Origin of the sequence: Pseudoalteromonas sp. PS5 (assembly GCF_004103255.1) — a bacterium.
Taxonomy (GTDB): Bacteria; Pseudomonadota; Gammaproteobacteria; order Enterobacterales; family Alteromonadaceae; genus Pseudoalteromonas; species Pseudoalteromonas peptidolytica.
In genome coordinates this window covers 1-18,434 of sequence record NZ_RCSQ01000211.1, presented here as the reverse complement: position 1 = coordinate 18,434, position 18,434 = coordinate 1, and the positions used below count along the sequence as shown (strand labels likewise).

Genomic DNA, 18,434 nt, shown 5'->3' with positions numbered 1-18,434 from the left:
AAAAAACCAATACAGAAAAATGGATACGAAAAAAATAAAGCATTTCGATGAAACCAATTTAAGTTGAAAAAGTTATCTAGCCTACTCCCTTCAAAATAATGATAATTTCCTAAGTATTGGATCAGTATTCCTAGTGCGGCAGTGACAACAATCGTCATAACCAAAACAGCAGATGAAAATCGTTGCAATGCGCATAGTAATAACGCTGCTCCCAACATTCCCGCGATATACCACAAATGATGGTAACCAACGATGATGTTTTTGATTAGCTCAATAATATCTTTTAACGAAAAACTCGGTAATGAAAACCAAAAATAGGAATAAAATAGCATCCACACTGCATACAGAATAAAGACTCGCTTCAACCACGTGGTTTGCCTTCCTTTAGCTAAAACAGGAAAAAAGTAAAACCCGTTAATGATCAAAAATACGGGGACTGCAATTCTAAATACACCTTGAACTGTAAGGTATGATCCCAACGCTGATATTTCACTTAAAAAGCCAGCATGTAAACCAACAACCATAAAAGCCATTGATAGTTTCAGCATATCGAGAGAAACATTTCTATCCATAAATTATACTTACTTTCCTCTTACATAGATGATGGAAGCATTTTATCAAAAAATAAGCTGCAAAAGTTCACTCAGAATCCAAATTTAGGTTCAACAGCGGTTTTTAGGTTGGGAAGCTTTGTTGAGCTACTTTTAGCTATGGAGCAGACATATAACAATTGGCTCTTTTGATATAGTTGTTGGCTAGCCAATACAACCGTTAATTGCAACACCCTGCGTAACGACACCACTTTCACGCCAACACGTCATGGCGGCAGACCACTGATTTTATATGGCTTTACCTCTTGCCAGTACTGGCGTGACGTCAGCTTCTGATAAAGGAGGACATAGGTGGTTTCCTTGGATAAGGTGACACCCAGCAAGGTTTAATGATTTTGCTTGTATCGGTGTTTCAACCCCCACAGCTGTACTCTCGATCCCAAGTGTTGTCGCTATTTGGACAATCACTTTGATTAGGTTATTCTGTGAAGTTAAAGACTCTGATGAAGCCAGAAACGCCGGTGGGATTTTTACTGCGTCGAATACAAAATCCTGTAGGTACAGCATGTTAGCATGACCAATACCAAAGTGATCAATCGCAATACGAATCCCAGTTTGTTCTAGCTGCTGTAGAATGGCTGGTGCTGTCTCAATTAAGTCAATGATGTCTACTTCTTTAATTTCTATCTCAACTTGACGATACGCTATTTTATACTGTGCAATCTGTGCTAAAAACTGCTTCATCAACACTTGATCCGTTAATTCCACCAAAGAAAAGTTAAACGTGATAATTAGATTTTCAAAGGTATTGCACCAAGCCTGCATTGCTCGTAGTGCTCTTTCACGGATTTGTTTGCCAATTTCAATCATCAATTCACCGTCACAGGCAACTTCAAAGAAGTCTTTCGGTAGCAGTAGTTGATCGCCCTGTTGCCATCTAGCTAGTACTTCAAGCTTTTTTATTTTTCGTGTGTGGACATCAATAATTGGCTGATAAAAAGGCATAAATGCTTGATTTTGTATCGCTGCAATAAGGTCGCTCTCTTGTTGCAGCCGCTTCTCAGCTTCATGATCTAAACGAGCGTTATAAAATTGAAATTCTGTCTGTTTTATTTTCTTAGCTCGGTACATAGCGGCATCGGCATGTTTTATTAATGCTTCAGAGTCCTCGCCATCATCTGGATAAATAGCGACTCCAGCGCTAACGCAGGCTTTGATAGTTACTCGCTCGAGCGTATATTGACCATTAACACACGCCAATATTTTACTAATCACTTTTCGGACGTATTTTTTGTTTTTGATACTGTCAATGAGTATCACAAATTCGTCTCCGCCCACTCTTGCAACAGTATCACACCGCCTGATTTGCCCAGTGAGTCGACTTGCGATTTCTTTGAGGAGTAAGTCTCCATAATCATGGCCAAGAGAGTCATTGATTTTCTTAAATTTATTCACATCTACAAATATCAGAGCAAATTGATGCTGCACCCGCTTGGCTCTTTTGCACGTCTGAACGAGCCGATCATGAAGTAAGAGTCTGTTTGGCAGGCCTGTGAGGGCGTCATGATGGGCCAAATGGTTCATTTTTTTCGCCATTAGCCTTGATTCTGTGACATCTTGAAACACCATCACGGTCCCCAAGTATGTACCATCTTTAGCAATGATTGGAGAGAATGAATCTTGAATTGCAAAGGTTAGCCCTAAATGGTTCGTGAACGAGGTAAGTTCAGGTAAGCAAATTGTATGACCTTGCTTGAGGCAACGTTCAGGAAACTTCTTGAGTGGTTTTTTAGTCACCTCGTGATACATAGACATGACATCATCAAAATGCCGCCCGACCAACTCCTCACTCAACATCGCCAGCACAGCCTCTGTCACCGGGTTGACATAAGTAATGATCCCCTGAGTATCGGTACATATCACCCCATCACCTATTGAATTTACTGTAACTTCGAGCAGCTCTTTCTCTGCTTCAAAGGCCTCAGTTAGCTCTACCTCTTTTTTCATGTCTTTGAAAATACATATATAGCGACAATGTGAGCCATTAAAATACAGTGGCACAACGATAGCCGTCATCGCGCTACCGCCACACTTAAGAGTACAGTTTGGATTCAGTTGGCCAAGTAACACAGGTAATAACCCTTGTTCTGACTCTGGTTTAGTATTTGAGACCGAGATTAAAGCGTCTAATGACTCCCCTTCCACAGAAGCAACATCAGCAAACAAACACCGCGCCTGATCGTTAGCCTGTACAACTACCCCTGAGCCATCTAGCAACAGCTGAGGAAAGGGTGCATCAGCTCCTAAGTGAATACTTTGTTGCCGTGATACACCGCACCTGAAACACCACAACAGTAACGCTAATATAACGAAACATAAGGCACAATACACAAAGAGGTTCAGGTTAAATAAAGCAAATTTATCGGCCATCAACACCACTATCAGAAACACAATGCTAATACCTGAAAATATTACTTTCATCGCCCAACTAACCTGAACTGAGTAAGGGAAAACGCTTTGGTAAAAACACGACACACACAACACTAAAAAGCCCAGAGCCAATAAGATATTGTGTTACTGTCTGATACCAAAAAATGCGAGCTTAGGTAAGTTCTAACTATTGTTCACGGCAGTAGTAAATTCAAGTTTGTAGGAGCAACGGCAAAGCGTAAATAGCCAAAGATTTGGATAAGGAGTCGGCTAATAGGTAGTTTTTAAAGTCACACTAAATTGTTTCCAAATCTAGCCAGAGAGTTTTGGCGAGAACACAGCGTAGGTGCGGTGTTATCCCAAGGTTTGCTAACCCCCAAATACACCACTTAATTAAGATAACTGAAATTAAATAGCAATAATGGTAAACGATAGCGCTCTGTAAATAGGCTTTACAAAGCGTTTGACAGAAAATGTAACAGGCCTCGAGATAACTGCTTGTTGTCTAGCAGAGACAATTCCGTAGCCGTGTTAAATTGATCTCCACAAGAGTAATATCCAACCATCTGGCTAACATGACATTATACTGTTGCGCTGTGGCTACTGAGACCAGACAGCCAACTCATTGCCACTTGGCTCAACAAAATGAAAGCGGCGACCACCTGGAAACGTAAATATTGCTCTAACTATTTCACCTCCAGCTTGCTCTACTTTACTTTGTGCTAATTCCAAGTCATCACTATATAGCACCACTAATGCACCGCCGTTAGCTTGCTTTGAACTACCTTGCGCTGTAAAAAAACCACCATTCAACCCTGCGTTTGAAAAAGCAATATAATCAGGCCCGTATGATTCAAACTGCCAGTTAAATACTTGTTCAAAAAATGCCTGCGTGGCAGGTAAGTCTTTCGCTGCCAATTCAATGTAGTCAATATGATTATTCATTGATTTCTCCTTCTCGTGTTACCAATATTTTCGTTTGTTTTCAGGTTTTGCACTTTGTAGTCACTTCCATATCAGTGATACAGTGTAGGCAATTTTATTCAGCGTTTATTATTGATTGTGCGATTATTATCTTTGCTCTCTACTTTAGGAACTATTTTAGGAACTATCACATTCATGAGTTTCACTTCTTCGTCTACTGCTTCTGAAACAACAGCACCGCTAACCACACCTCAAATGCTTGGACAAAAGTTAATGCTCGACTTTCGTTATTACTGTCACGACCACAAAAAAGCCAGTGCCGATTGCAGAATACCGATGACCACACTCCCCCCTGAATTAGCAGAATTAATTAGCCAATACGAGATTGGTGGTGCTATTTTGTTTTCCGAGAATGTACAAGATACGACTCAAATCGTTGGCCTCAGTAACGCACTTCAACGCGCTGCACAAAATAGTAAAAGCAAGCTTCCTTTATTTGTGGCTATTGATCAAGAAGGCGGCCGGGTTGCTCGCATTAATCGTCAACAAGCCACCTCATTTACTGGAAACATGAGTATTGGCGCAACTTACCTACAACACGGTGATAGCTATGCAACAAAAGTCGCAGAGGCAATTGGTAAAGAGCTACATAGTTTAGGCATTAATGTTAATTTTGCACCAACAGTCGATATCAACAGCAACCCCAATAACCCAGTGATCAATGTACGTTCATTTTCCGAAACGCCTGAAGTTGTCGCAAAGTTAGGACTTGCTCAAGTAAAAGCATTTGAAGACGCAGGCGTGATCTCAGCGTTAAAACATTTCCCAGGTCACGGTGACACCCACGTTGATAGTCATACTGGTTTACCCCGAGTTGATCACGACCGCGAAACGATTGATAGTCAGGATGTATTTCCATTTGCAGAGATCATAAAGGCACATCCACCTGGTATGATCATGACTGCACACATTCAATACCCTGCACTTGATAGCAGCACACTTGTAAATTCCCAAGGTCAACGCATGATTAAGCCTGCTACCATGTCTTATCAAATTATGACACAACTTTTGCGGCACGAGCTTGGCTACCAAGGGGTGACGGTGACGGACGCTTTGGATATGGCCGGGATCAGTGACTTTTTTAACCCAGTTGACGCCACTATTGCAACGTTTAACGCCGGTGTTGATATTGCACTGATGCCGATTGCAATTAGAAGCCCTAAAGACATTGAACGCTTTGAACAATATATGAGTAAGCTGGCTCAAGCCGCTGAAAGCGGTAGGCTTGACAAACGCCAACTGAATAAGTCGATATCCCGTATTACTACCCTAAAAAATAAAATACCCAATACCGCGGCATCCGTTGCAATCGCTCACTCTACACTTGGCAACCCGAAACATCGCGCATTAGAGGCAGAGCTCGCCCTAGCTGCAATCACACAAGTAAAAAATGAAGGCCTGGTACCACTTTCAAATGACGTTAAAACGCTTCATCTGATAATGCCTGACAGACAAAAATGCTTGGCCCTTGAGCAAGCATTACAGACAATAAGTAAACATCCACTAACGGTGACTTGTACCAGTTTACAAGCATACGACCCTGATATTGCACTCAAAGCAATGTCACAAGCTGATGTGGTCATTGCCGCTCATGCTTCTCCGCCACAAAGTGCTGTAGAGATAGGTGGGATGGACGACGTTAAAAAACTACGTGCGCATGGTGTTGCGAAAAACGAGCAGCCCGCCGCACTGCAAAAATTACTGAAACAAGGTCAACAATTGGCAAAAAAACAGGTTTTTATTAGCCTAAGAGCCCCTTATGAAATTAGTACGTTTGCACCTTTCAGTGACGCAGTGTTAGCGAGTTACGCCTATAATGTAGATATAGTTAACGGTGACAAGGTCTCGGGTCCTGCTTATACCGCGTTGGCTAAAGTGCTATTGGGCATAGCAAAAGCGCAAGGTTCTCTACCCGTGACTATAGATAAGTGATGGAGACTTTATGGATCCCAGTGCTTCTTTGAGCGCACCATACGCAATCAGAAAAATGATTAAAGATGGGGACTATAGCGGTCCAACCAAGGGGTTTGTTCCAGGCTTCACCCAGTGCAATGTAATCATTTTGCCACAACGTGAAGCCTATGATTTTTTCAACTTTTGCCAACGAAATCCAGAAACGTGTAAACTGCTTATACCACCAACGGATCCCGGTTGCTTTCGTGCTGATGAGCTGGGGAAAGAGATTGATATTCGCCACCACATACCCAAATATCAAATTTTTAAGGATGGACAACAAGCACAAAAGTGCCAGCAGATTGAGCAACTTTGGCGAGATGATTTAGTCACATTTTTCTTCGCCAGTTACCTGTCTTTTGACTACTTACTCAGCCAGTATGGTATTGCTATTCAATCGGTAAACCCGACCACTCCCTTACCTCTTTACATCAGTAACATTCCCTGTAACCCAGTTGGTAAATACACCGCAACACAAGTACTCGCAATGCGGGCGCTGTCGAAACCAGACTTAATCAAGACAATTCAAGCAGCGACCCTAAGCCGTCTTCCCTTTGCCATGCCACTACATTTTGGCACACCACAAGAAGTTGGTATAGACGATATTAGTAAGCCTAATTTTGGAGAGCCTCTAACTTTTAGTCACAACCACTTACCGGTATTTTGGGGTTCCAGTTTAACGGCACAGTTAGCGATTACCAAAGCCGCGCCTGAATTTTGTATAATGAATTGTCCACATCACTTGCTGGTAACAGACATTCAAGATTTAGAATTAGCAGTACACAAATAGGAAAACAGCATGTTGTTAAATTGCGATTTAGGCGAAAGCTTTGGCGCTTGGAAGATGGGCTTAGACGAACAAGTCATGCCACATATTGATATGGCAAATGTCGCTTGTGGCTTTCATGCGGGCGACCCAGATGTACTTGCAAAGACACTGACATTGGTCAAAAACCACCAAGTAATATTAGGTGCACATCCGAGCTACCCAGACCGCCAGGGGTTTGGTCGACGCTCGATGTCCCTAAGTGCACAAGAGTTAACACATCACCTGCATTATCAAATCGCAGCTATTGATGGGATGGCACAGGTGCAACATACGAGTCTACATTACGTAAAACCACATGGCGCACTATACAATGATATGATGAAATCAGAAGCTGTGATGACCACAGTTCTTAACGCCATTGCGTGTTACCCCAAAAAACTGAAGTTGATGATATTGGCCAGTGCAAAACAAGATATACATCAAAAGCTCGCTGAGCAGCACGGTGTCACGCTAATTTTTGAAGCCTTTGCAGATAGGCTTTATCGTGACGATGGGCTTCTAACACCTCGTTCAGAACCACTTGCGGTGCATGACAAAGCCGCACTGCTAGCGCAAGTTGAACAACTACACAAATATAGTAGCGTTACTACGGCATCAGGTAAGTCGCTGACATTGCGTGCCGATACTTTATGTGTTCACGGTGACAATACGGCCAGCATTGCGTTAATCCAAGAAATAAAAAGCATGATAAATCAGTAGATTGTGATACTTTACAGAGATGGATTTCATCATTTAAGGAATAATACATGCTGCTAACAACTGAGCGACTCACTTTGCGCCCACTTCTTGAGTCCGATTGGGCGCTTTGGCAAGCACTCCACCAGCACCCTGATGTAATGCGCTATATCGGTGATATAGCCAACGAAGATACAGTACGGGAGAAATTTAACTCACGCTTAAGTGCAGGGCTTGGACAGTGGCGCAAGGAAGACAATAGCTGGCTTACGCTGGTGATTGAGGAAAAAGCAACCGGTATCGCCGTAGGGCTTCACGGCTTTTTAAGTATGTGGACGCCTTTTCAACAAGCAGAGCTGGGCTTTATGATAGCCCCCGAGTTTCAAGGAAAAGGCTACGCTTATGAAGCCTCTCAAGCGGTGCTATCACTCGCGTGGCAGCAATGTAATTACCATAAGCTTGTTGCAACCGTGACTCAAGGTAATCAAGCTTCACATCGGCTGCTGAAAAAGCTCGGCTTTGAGCTAGAGGGCACATTAAAGGACAACTATCAAATTGCTGGGCATTGGGTAAACGATGAAAAATTTGGAATGCTAGCCCCATAACCTGTGTTTGGTACAACGAACCTGAGCTTTGGATAAGAAGTGCGCCAGTTCATTGTTTTTAAGCCCGCATCAAATTTTTCCTTATGTAGGGCATTTTGATAATAACTAAGCAAATTGACGCAGTTAACGCTAAAGCTGACTGTGAGAGCGGTATTAATCACCCCGATTTTTGGGTTAATTAATACACTTTTAGCTGATAACTGGCTTAACTTTCATTCTTTCCGGGAAAAATATAACCCAAATTAGTAAATTAATGCGGAATTTTTACATTCATTAACACCCAAGTCTGTACTTAATGTCCCTAAAAAAGTAAGTTGATGGCCGGATGTACGCCATAGTTCAGGATCAATAATAATGAATAAAAAAATATTCCAACTTTCTTTGATAAGTTTAGGGATGCTACACCTTAGTGGTTGTGGTGGCTCAGGTGGTGACGATAAAAACGCACCGCCACAGATAGTTTCAGCACTTGAGTCCAGTGCCGACGAAAGAAGCTACGTCAGTGGTTCAGTGACAATTTCTGATAGTGATGGCTCCGTTGCAACACGTACCGTAAAACAAACGGAAGGGCCAGAGGTTATCGACCTCACACTCAGTGATTCAGGTCTTTCATTTACTGCCCCTGAGGTCTCAGAAGATACCAATGTCGTTTTCTTAATCAGCGCTACAGACAATGATGGTGACAAAGCCGAATCAAGAGTCTCGGTTACGATCAAACAAGTTAATCAAGCGCCGGAGCTGACAGGCGGTGCCTACAACGTAGAGTTTAATGATACCCTTGAGTTCACCCTTGATGCCAAAGACGCAGAGGGTGACGCCATTACGGTTACTTATGAACCACCGCTTTCTGGTGATCTTACTCTAATTGATGGATCAACACAGACATACCGCTACACGCCACACAAAAATAGCACTAATAGAGAAGTGTTGCGTTTTAGTGCAACTGATGGCGCATTATCCACCGAAGCTGAAGTGTTGATTGATGTAGTTGATACCTCAGCGCCACAATTACTATCTAGTTACCCTGAGTCTAACACGACTCCCTTTAGTACAACAGATGAGCTAGTGCTGCGCTTCGACGACAACATGTCTGCATCTTGGGTCACTGAGATTGGTACTCCTGAGTGTAATGGCGCTATTCAACTTCGTAAGATGAACGACCAAACTTGTGTACCTTTTTCCGTTGGACAAGCACAAGAGGATGCACATTTTACTCTGACCTTGCTACCCAACGAGTCGCTGCAAGCCAGTTCACAGTATGAGCTCATAATCACAGATGCCGTGACAAATTATTATGGCACAAGCGCGACACAAGCCCAGACGATTAATTTTGTCACTACACACACAGACTTACTGATAACTGAAATCTCATCATCCAAGTTCATAGATGATAATCGCTGGGTAGAGTTATATAACGGTACCAATGAAGCAATAGACTTAAGTCAGTATCAGCTGGTCACCGAAAGCGTTGCCCTTGAGAATTATACTGATGGAGGTACGCGGGTATTTCCATTAACAGCGCTATTATTGCAACCTGGTGAGTATATTGTGATACAAAACCAGCATGGCCCGCAAACGTGGCAAAATAGCGTCACCAGTTCGTCGCAATTAATGTTGATAGGTGAAGGCTTGTACGCCCCGGCATGGTATCAATCTGGATACGTAGAGTTACAAAACAAGCAAGGAGAAACCGTTGATTTTGTGCGTTTTGGCGAAAGCCAGAACACGCCTGCGACCGCTTCACAGTGGCAACAAAGTGATCAAATGCAGCCTATTTCTACTCAGTTAGGCCAAAGCTTAGTTAGAACAAACTTGCTTATTGACAGTAATACGATAGATGATTGGCAGCCTGCATCATTTTTCACTCCAGGTGGCAAAAACGATGTACTTTGCGATGAGGATGCTGATTTAGACGGGATCCCAGATTGTGCTGAACAGCCTGGTGGCAGCTTTGCAGGTTTACCTTTATATGAATGGGGGGCAAGAGCTGGGATCAGAGACATTTTTATTGAAGTGGATTACATGGACAGTGAAGATGCCGGTATTATTCCGCAAAAACCTGCCCTTGATAAAGTGAAAGCAGCTTTTGCAGCACAAAATATCGCGGTACACTTTGATGTAGGAAATTTATACCATCAGGCAGATGGGTTATCACCGGCACATTATGACCTTGGTGGTGGTAGTCGAATTCCTTTTGTACAAACCACTACTTTTGCCAGCACAAAAGCCGCACCTAGCGTACTGGATCACAAAGCAAAGCATTTTGACCTTAAACGTAAACCTATTTTCCACTACATGTTGATGGCCAACAGCCAAAAAGAAGACGGCAGTCAAGGTTCATCCGGTTTAGCAGAACTGTTTGGCAATGACTTGATGATTTCACTTGGTAATTGGGGGCTAAATGTTGATTCAGAAATTGCAGCTAATGTAACTTACAGCTTTCAAGCTGGCACCATTATGCACGAACTAGGTCACAACCTTGGCTTGTATCATGGTGGCAATGAAAATGTAAACTTCAAACCAAACCATGTGAGTGTGATGAACTACCTATATCAACTCGATGGCTTGCCAACGGTGGGGAATAAAGAAGGAGATCGGTACTTAAGTCGATGGTTTTATAGTAACGAAAACTGCTTCCCTAAGGGAGCTGCACTGGTAAATAGCCCAGCAGAAGGCTTAGAACATTTTATTATTGACTACTCGCATGGTCATAATAAGCCAATAAATGAAGCGAATATCGATGAGTCAAAAGGGCTAAACAACGATAAATCTGAGGCAATCGACTTTGACTGTAACGGTAGTACCTCTGATCTCCTAACCAACTTTGACCTTAACGGTGACAATGACAATACCGCGGTACTAAATGACTATGATGAATGGTCAAGTCTGATACTCAACTTTACGCAATTTTGGAGTGGTGCGAACAGCGGCCATGCAAAGCAAGATATGGAGTCTCGGATGCAGAAATCCATCATGCACAGTGATAGACAAGCAGTACAGAAAGAAAGCGAACCATCACCAGCGGTATTTGAGCAAATTAAACGCTGGTCAAACTATCAAAACTAAATAACCTGAATGGGGATAAAGCCCTTCAAACTCAAATAGCCGCCAGGTGCTGTACGCAACTTCGCGGCTATTTTCTCTGTCAACTCTCGAATTGATGTGGCGAAATACTTAATTTGACTTCAGTCACTGTTACGCTGCGTTGGTAAATCACTTAAATACTCAACAAATTCAATTTCAAAGCCTGCTGGGTCAATAAAATAAACATTTTTTCTATATGGATGCTGCGCACCCACTTTATCAACGTCGTATCCCGCCTCTGTTAGCCGCTTTACAACACTTGCTATATTTTGTACAACATAGGCAAAGTGTGCAAAGCCAACTTGGTGACCTGTAAGTACCCTGTTTTGCCCCTCTCCGTGATCGCTAAATGCAATATAGTGATAGTCATCGCCGAAGTGCAGCCAATTCCGTGATTTTCCGTGCCACTCTCCTTGCCCCTGACTTCTCACCTTCCAATGTGGGAAAGCCGCTTGATAAAATGCCAGTGTTGCTTTTAGGTCGCTTACAACTAAGTTTACATGCTCTAAATACATATACTATTCCTTACTTTACGCTCGATGCGCACTTCGGTGTGTTGTTGATACGCTGCACACCATAAAACCTTAAGTTATGTTTAGGTAAAGCGATTTTTTAATAAAGAGCAAAGTTACAGCGCATATTTCGACATCAGGAATATTCAGTAATACCAATTATCTTCATTAAGTGGTCTATGTTGAGGTGAGAAAGTTTCGCTATTTAATTGTACTAAATAAGAAATTTTTAACGCTGTTAGCGTCAGATTTACTCCTTCAAATTGAGCAAGTATTAAGTCAAATAGGTATTAGTACACAGCAGCGCGTTCATCGCAAAGAGTTGATTAAGCCGTTATAAACGCCATAGTAGAGAAAATAATAAGCAACAGGATCAGCTATGAAACACTTTTTAGTAAGCGCAGCTATCGCCAGTACGGCATGGACACTGCAAGCTACTCCGCTACAACCAACCGATATTTTTAACCTTGAATACGCCAATCAAATAGACATCAGCAACAACGGCGATAAGGTATTCTTCGTGCGTAACCGCATGGACATCAAAAGCGACAGAAAAGTCAGCAATATTTGGTCTGTTGATCTGTCAACAAACGCGATGCAGCCTGTGACTTCTGGCCTCCACATGGACTATGCCCCAGTTCTATCACCGAGCAATGACAGAGTCGCATTTATCTCCACTCGTGATGGTAGCAGCCAAATCTATATGAAATGGCTAGATACCGGTGCCATTGCAAAAATCAGTAACTTAACTCATGGCCCATCAGGGCTGCACTGGTCACCAGATGGCAAAAGCCTCTATTTTAGCCAATTTGTACCAAGCCAAAAAGCACCTCCAGTTTCCATAAAAGGCAAGCCTGAAGGTGCAAAGTGGGCAAAGCCACCCGTGTTTATCGATGATGTGTATTACCGTGCTGATGGCGCAGGCTATACAGACTCTGGTTTTAATCATATTTTTAAGCTGGATGCCAATGGTGGGAATGCCAAACAAATCACCTCTGGTGATTTTAATCATGGCGGCGTACTAAGCTTTGCTGACAATGGAAAAACTCTATATTTTTCAGCTAATCGCCATCAGGACAGCCAACTAAACCCAACCAATAGCGAAGTCTACAAGCTAGACTTAAGCTCACTTGAAATCACTGCGGTAACCGACCGAAAGGGGCCAGATAACCACCCCGCCGTCTCACCAGATGGTCGATACCTTGCCTACCTTGGCTATGACGATGAAAAAACCAATTATGAAAACAGCCTACTTTACATCAAAGACCTTAAATCTGGTGAGACCAAAACCTATGCCACCGATTTAGATAGAAGTCTCGACTCCGTTACATGGGCAGCCAATAGCCGTGGAGTCTATGTTAGCTACGATAATGAAGGTAAAACCACTTTAGCTTATCAGCCTTTAAAGGGACGTTTGGAACAAATAACCGATGCCATTGGTAGTGTAAGCTTTGGACGTCCATATTCAGGTGGCGACTATGCCATTAGCGACCGTGGCCTAGTTGCATTTACACTGGCTGATCCGCTACGACCCGCCGACGTTGCCATCGTAAAGCGCGGCGAGCCTAGGCCTATCACAGCATTAAATGAGGATGCTTTAGGCGATAAAACACTGGCAACCGTTGAAGAGGTATGGTTAAAATCAAAGCATGATCAATTGCCAATTCAGGCATGGGTTGCCTACCCTCCTGGGTTTGATAAATCTAAAAAATATCCACTTGTGCTTGAGATCCATGGCGGCCCAGTTGCTAATTATGGCCCACATTTTAGCGCTGAAGTTCAGCTTTTTGCAGCTCAAGGTAATGTTGTACTGTATATGAACCCACGCGGTAGCGACTCCTACGGCAAAGAGTTTGCACAAACTATTCACCATAATTACCCCAGCCATGATTTTGACGATCTCATGACTGGCGTCGATCACTTGATTGATAAAGGGTATATAGACAAGAGCCGCTTATTTGTAACAGGAGGTTCTGGTGGTGGCGTATTAACTGCGTGGACTGTTGGCCATACCGACAGATTTGCCGCCGCTGTAGTAGCAAAGCCTGTGATCAACTGGTATAGCTTTGTGTTAACTGCTGATTTCTATCCATTTTTTGCAGATTATTGGTTTCCTGGTAAGCCATGGGAGCATTTGGATCATTATATGAAGCGCTCGCCAATTAGCTATGTAGGTAACGTGAAAACACCGACTATGCTACTGACAGGGGAAGCCGATTATCGCACACCGATTTCAGAAACAGAGCAATATTATCAAGCGCTAAAACTGCAAGGAGTAGAAACCGCGATGGTAAGAATCCCAGACGCTTCACACGGCATTACCAAAAGGCCATCTAATCTATTAAATAAAGTGGCGTACATTCAGTGGTGGTTTGATAAGCACGATCCAAAGAAGTAGTAAATCACCTAAACTCGATGAAACACTGAGGTCAGCCGACCTCAGTGTGCTTTTAACTATTAAATTAACACTTAGACCAACTTGAAAGGTGAAAAGCATATTCACTTCATTTACAACCCTTCATGTTACAAACTAAACCTATGAAAAATTGGGTTTTATTTTTCATCAACTTTTTTACGCTTGCTATATTAAACGTACTTTCTATGGCGGTTACTTGGAAAGTGTGAGCATATATTAGCAAGAAACGCAGATTACCTAACTAACAATACTTTTTCGCTTCAGTAGCGTGTACTTACTTATTATGACCGACTTATCTCAAATTTGCTCACGGTATGAATAGCACTCATTGAACCCTTATCAGTATAATTGCGAGCGTATTAGCAGCAGTACGCAGTAATGTTTATTTAGAAATTAATTTTTTAAGGAGGATCAATATGGATTACCTTTCTCTAAACAGAAAAGCTTGGGAAGAAAGAGCGATTGCGCACTTTGATTCGACGTTTTATGACGTAAATAGTTTTTTAGCGGGAAAATCTTCACTAAATACAATTGAATGTGAGTTATTGGGGAGTGTGTCTGAGCAAAGCATACTTCACTTGCAGTGTCATTTTGGCTTGGATTCACTTTCACTTGCTCGACTTGGTGCCAAAGTTACGGGCGTCGATTTCTCGCAAGAGGCCATTAGGCGCGCGAATACACTAGCACAGCAAACAAAGCTGGAGGCAACTTTTATTTGTCAGGACATTGAAAAGTTTGGCAGCACCAATACCGACAAATTCAATATTGTATTTGCATCCTATGGTACGATTTGTTGGCTGCACGACCTTTCATCGTGGGCCACCACGATAGCCAATGCCCTGAAACCGGGAGGTCAGTTTTGTTTTGTTGAATTTCACCCAAGTATTGATCTTAATATGGGCTACTCATACTTTGCAAAGCAGCAACCCGATGTAACAACAGAGGCTACTTACACCGAAAACCAACAAAGCGATACTCAAACCATCGCTACTTGGCCTCACTCAATCGGCGAGGTGCTCACTGCACTAATACAAGCAGGCCTTACAATCACACACTTCGACGAACATCCTTTTAGTCCGTATAACTGTTTTGACGGACTTGAGGCTGTGCCTGGACATGGTTTCCAGTTACTTCACAAAGGTCAGCAAGTCCCTTTACTATTTTCAGTCATGGCAAAAAAACATGCAAACGAGTAGTTTGCGTGTTTTAAGCTTTTTGTTCAGAAAAGTTACCAACCTTTAGACATTTGCTTGAATCGTCGTATTTGTCTTCACTTCGCTCAAATTCCATAACAATGCTTTTTTAAAAACTGTTTGATCCACCATCAAAACCCAACATTGAACACCAAAAAATTAACCTTTAGTTATCAAAAAAAATATTGAAAGGTATTTTTATAAGTTTCTTATAATTTTGATCTAACTTAAGCGAAATTACAAAGAAAAGGTAAAGCACTGTTATTTAATAAAAAATAACGATTCATTTTTCCGAATGCTGTGATTTATTTTTCTGGATTTTCTCTTTTTGATTTGTGAACTAAAGTTTAACGCGAACGTTACGACCAATTTATTCAAAGGGGAGCACCCATGAACAAAAAATCAAGAACGATGTTATCAGCTGTTGCACTTGCAGTGACAACGACTTTATCTGCACCAAGTTTTGCAGCGGTAAGCGAAGCAAAAACCAACCAATTTTGGTGGCCAGAACAATTAAACCTCAGCCCTTTAAGACAGCATAGTCCAGAATCAAATCCATACGGAGCAAACTTTGACTACGCAGCCGAATTTAGCAAGCTTGACCTAACACAGGTTAAACAGGATATTGAACGCACACTCACCGACTCACAAGATTGGTGGCCAGCCGATTGGGGGCATTATGGTCCATTTATGATCCGCATGGCTTGGCACAGCGCAGGAGTGTATCGTGTTCATGACGGTAGAGGCGGTGCAGCAGGTGGTCAGCAGCGTTTTGATCCTTTAAATAGTTGGCCAGACAATGCCAATCTAGACAAAGCAAGAAGACTATTATGGCCTATCAAGCAAAAGTATGGTCGTAGTCTGTCTTGGGCGGATCTTATGGTACTTGCAGGAAACGTAGCACTTGAGTCAATGGGCTTTAAAACCTTTGGCTTTGCTGGTGGTCGTCAAGATGACTGGGAGCCAGATCTCGTTTATTGGGGTCCTGAAGACGCTTTCTTAAAAGACGAGCGACGCGACAAAAAAGGCAAATTGAAAGGGCCGCTTGCCGCAGTTGAAATGGGACTGATTTATGTCAACCCTGAAGGCCCCCATGGCAAACCAGATCCACTCCTTGCAGCAAAAGATATTCGCATGTCATTTGGACGCATGGCAATGAACGACGAAGAAGTTGTTGCGCTTATCGCCGGTGGCCATACGTTTGGTAAAGCACATGGAGCCAAAAAACCGTCTGACTGTGTGGGTAAAGAACCCGCTGCAGCAGCAATAGAAGAGCAAGGCCTTGGATGGAAAAACAAGTGCGGAACCGGTAAAGGTGCTGATACAACAACCAGTGGTTTAGAAGGCGCTTGGACAGTAACCCCAACTCAGTGGTCAACAAACTATTTAGATAATCTGATGAACTTTAACTGGGTAATAACGAAAAGCCCAGCGGGAGCAACACAGTGGATCCCAGATAACAAGGCCGCAGCAAACTTAGTACCAGATGCACACATAAAAGGTAAGCGCCATGCACCTATTATGTTTACTACAGATATCGCGCTAAAAGAAGATCCTGAATATCGCAAAATTGTTGAGCGTTTTCGCAAAGATCCAAAGCAATACGAAGAGGCCTTTGCAAAGGCTTGGTTTAAGCTAACACACCGAGATATGGGACCACGCGCCCGTTATATCGGCGCTGAAGTACCGAGTGAAGTACTTACATGGCAAGACCCTATTCCTCAAGCTGATCACCAGACAATTGACGATAAAGATATTAAGACGCTGAAGCAATCTATTCTCGACTCTGGCCTGACAACACAAGCGCTGATCAGAACCGCATGGTCAGCAGCATCAAGTCACCGTGTGACTGACATGCGAGGTGGTGCAAATGGCGGGCGTTTACGTCTTGAGCCACAGATCAGCTGGGAAATTAACAATCCAGAAGAGGTAAAAAAAGTACTGGCCAAGCTGGAAGACATTCAAACCAGCTTCAATAAACGCGCAGGAAAAAAAGCAGTATCTATCGCGGATCTTATTGTATTAGGTGGTGCCGCTGCTATTGAAAAAGCAGCAAGTGATGCCGGACACAACATCAGTGTACCGTTCACCCCAGGTCGAACAGATGCCTCACAAGCACAAACTGATGTGCTCTCGTTTAGCTACTTAGAGCCAAAAGCCGACGCATTTCGTAACTACTACAGTAAGGATGCCTATATGTCACCAGCTGACATGTTGGTAGACAAAGCCAATATGCTAGATCTCTCCGTGCCAGAAATGACCGTGTTACTTGGAGGTCTACGTGCGTTAGATGCCAACTATCAAGGTGTTGATCACGGTGTATTTACCGACAAGCCAGGACAATTAAGTAACGACTTTTTTGTCAACCTGCTTGATATGTCAACCAAGTGGTCGAAAGTAGATGGTCAAGAGGGCTTATATGAAGGTCGTGACCGTAAAACTGGTGAAATCAAGTGGACGGCAACACCTGTGGATTTAATCTTTGGCTCAAACTCTGAACTTCGTGCAGTTACAGAAGTGTATGCCTCAGACGATGCCAAGCAGAAGTTTGTTGATGACTTTATCGCAGCTTGGGTAAAAGTCATGCAACTGGACCGCTTTGACCTAAAATAACCGCGCTAACTCAACAGGGTCTACACCAGACCCTGTTGTATCTAACCTGAGGCTTTAGCCCTGCTCTGGCAACAAGGCCTGCGCCAGTCGGCAAAGCTAAGTTACACACAAAGCGCTGACTCAAATTATAGCAACGCCAAATTGGTTCTAGGCAAAGAGGTAAAACACAGACGCGTTTGCATTTCACCTGTTACCAATTCAGTTTGTGTAATGTCCCAGCTATTATAGAGACGCAGCTGTTTATCTTGTTGCACATAATAAAACCCTAGCTGATCCAACCGCGAAGCCCACCTAAACGCTAAAGCCAGATCGCAACGGATAAAAACACTCAGCTCTCGGTATAACATGGGTTTATCACCGCCCCAAAGCAATTGATAAGGCCTATTGGCACGCTGTAAAGCCCCTTGCCAAAATCGTGAAAGCCGCTCATTCTCAGTTGTACTTTGTATCTCACCGCTAGGATTCCAGAGGCTGATAATCGCCCCTGAAGCTTCAAAGCGCAGTGGCCGTATTGGTCTAAAATACACATCCAAGTATAGTTGCCATAAATCTGGTTCAACTCTCATTTGTTATACCAATTTGCTTAATT

General features: G+C 42.9%; 13 protein-coding genes. 8 read left to right on the top strand and 5 right to left on the bottom strand.

What is annotated here, in order from left to right; all coding sequences use genetic code 11:
* The 3 genes from D9603_RS20415 to D9603_RS20405 all read right to left on the bottom strand — a co-directional run.
* Positions 1-572, bottom strand: a 572-nt coding sequence (locus D9603_RS20415) for an acyltransferase family protein (RefSeq protein ID WP_206644528.1), incomplete at its 3' end; no start/stop codon positions are given.
* Positions 573-839: 267 nt separating this feature from the next.
* On the bottom strand, positions 840-3,032 hold the full coding sequence (locus D9603_RS20410; protein ID WP_241651734.1) for an EAL domain-containing protein: 2,193 nt from the start codon (positions 3,030-3,032) through the stop codon (positions 840-842).
* A 549-nt stretch (positions 3,033-3,581) separates the two neighbouring features.
* Positions 3,582-3,926 carry a VOC family protein gene (locus tag D9603_RS20405; protein ID WP_125252605.1) on the bottom strand — a complete coding sequence of 115 codons (345 nt, stop codon included), beginning with the start codon at positions 3,924-3,926 and terminating at the stop codon, positions 3,582-3,584.
* Between the two features lie 174 nt (positions 3,927-4,100).
* On the opposite strand from D9603_RS20405, the gene D9603_RS20400 reads away from it, so the two are divergent.
* The 5 genes from D9603_RS20400 to D9603_RS20380 all read left to right on the top strand — a co-directional run bounded on the left by D9603_RS20400 (position 4,101) and on the right by D9603_RS20380 (position 11,093).
* Positions 4,101-5,897, top strand: a complete 1,797-nt coding sequence (locus D9603_RS20400; RefSeq protein ID WP_128732695.1) for a glycoside hydrolase family 3 N-terminal domain-containing protein — start codon at positions 4,101-4,103, stop codon at positions 5,895-5,897.
* A gap of 10 nt (positions 5,898-5,907) precedes the next feature.
* Complete coding sequence (locus D9603_RS20395; RefSeq protein ID WP_128732694.1) at positions 5,908-6,708, top strand: DUF1445 domain-containing protein; 801 nt, start codon at positions 5,908-5,910, stop codon at positions 6,706-6,708.
* A gap of 9 nt (positions 6,709-6,717) precedes the next feature.
* A complete protein-coding gene (locus D9603_RS20390; RefSeq protein WP_128732693.1) occupies positions 6,718-7,446 on the top strand; it encodes a 5-oxoprolinase subunit PxpA in 729 nt (242 codons plus the stop codon).
* A 47-nt stretch (positions 7,447-7,493) separates the two neighbouring features.
* Entirely contained in the window at positions 7,494-8,027 is a 534-nt protein-coding gene (locus D9603_RS20385; RefSeq protein ID WP_128732692.1) for a GNAT family N-acetyltransferase, read from the top strand.
* 354 nt (positions 8,028-8,381) lie between these two features.
* Positions 8,382-11,093, top strand: a complete 2,712-nt coding sequence (locus D9603_RS20380) for a lamin tail domain-containing protein (protein WP_128732691.1) — start codon at positions 8,382-8,384, stop codon at positions 11,091-11,093.
* A 119-nt stretch (positions 11,094-11,212) separates the two neighbouring features.
* On the opposite strand, the gene D9603_RS20375 is transcribed toward D9603_RS20380, so the two are convergent.
* Complete coding sequence (locus tag D9603_RS20375; RefSeq protein WP_128732690.1) at positions 11,213-11,626, bottom strand: VOC family protein; 414 nt, start codon at positions 11,624-11,626, stop codon at positions 11,213-11,215.
* A gap of 376 nt (positions 11,627-12,002) precedes the next feature.
* On the opposite strand from D9603_RS20375, the gene D9603_RS20370 reads away from it, so the two are divergent.
* The 3 genes from D9603_RS20370 (at position 12,003) to katG (ending at position 17,845) form a co-directional block, all read left to right on the top strand.
* Positions 12,003-14,021, top strand: a complete 2,019-nt coding sequence (locus D9603_RS20370; RefSeq protein WP_128732689.1) for a S9 family peptidase — start codon at positions 12,003-12,005, stop codon at positions 14,019-14,021.
* Positions 14,022-14,455: 434 nt separating this feature from the next.
* On the top strand, positions 14,456-15,235 hold the full coding sequence (locus tag D9603_RS20365; RefSeq protein WP_128732688.1) for a class I SAM-dependent methyltransferase: 780 nt from the start codon (positions 14,456-14,458) through the stop codon (positions 15,233-15,235).
* A 387-nt stretch (positions 15,236-15,622) separates the two neighbouring features.
* Complete coding sequence (gene katG / locus D9603_RS20360; protein WP_170178659.1) at positions 15,623-17,845, top strand: catalase/peroxidase HPI; 2,223 nt, start codon at positions 15,623-15,625, stop codon at positions 17,843-17,845.
* Between the two features lie 125 nt (positions 17,846-17,970).
* Here katG and D9603_RS20355 read toward each other — a convergent pair whose 3' ends face one another.
* Positions 17,971-18,411 carry a hypothetical protein gene (locus D9603_RS20355; protein ID WP_128732687.1) on the bottom strand — a complete coding sequence of 147 codons (441 nt, stop codon included), beginning with the start codon at positions 18,409-18,411 and terminating at the stop codon, positions 17,971-17,973.
* Positions 18,412-18,434 lie beyond the last annotated feature (23 nt).